This is a genomic window from uncultured Shewanella sp. (assembly GCF_947495455.1).
Classification (GTDB): Bacteria; Pseudomonadota; Gammaproteobacteria; order Enterobacterales; family Shewanellaceae; genus Shewanella.
In genome coordinates this window covers 1-327 of the sequence record NZ_CANLZC010000285.1, presented here as the reverse complement: position 1 = coordinate 327, position 327 = coordinate 1, and the positions used below count along the sequence as shown (strand labels likewise).

Below are 327 nucleotides of genomic sequence, written 5' to 3'. Positions count from 1 at the left end.
CGCACCATTAAAACTTAACTGATAAGGGAGATAATCGCCTTTGAGCTGATGGCACATTTTTACCATCTGATAACGGACCAGGTTATAGGTCAGCAAGATCCCCCATAACTCCTGTTTTACTAGCTCTGGAAGCCGACTTCTCAAGGTTAAACGATTGCCGAGCATGTATTGCTTCTGTTCTCGGTATCCTAATTCTATTTCCCAGCGATGCGTATATAAATCCGCGATATCGGTCACTGGATAGCGCATGGGATCGGTCATTGATGTCAACACTGAGTACGCCTTTCCATTAATTTGTCGACTGATCAGCCGGACTTCAAGCTCATC

1 protein-coding gene is annotated in these 327 nt (G+C 45.0%); it reads right to left on the bottom strand.

The genetic code is table 11. From position 1 onward, the window contains the following. The coding region (locus Q0791_RS25125) for a transposase (RefSeq protein WP_299011976.1) at positions 1 to 327 on the bottom strand (327 nt) is incomplete at both ends.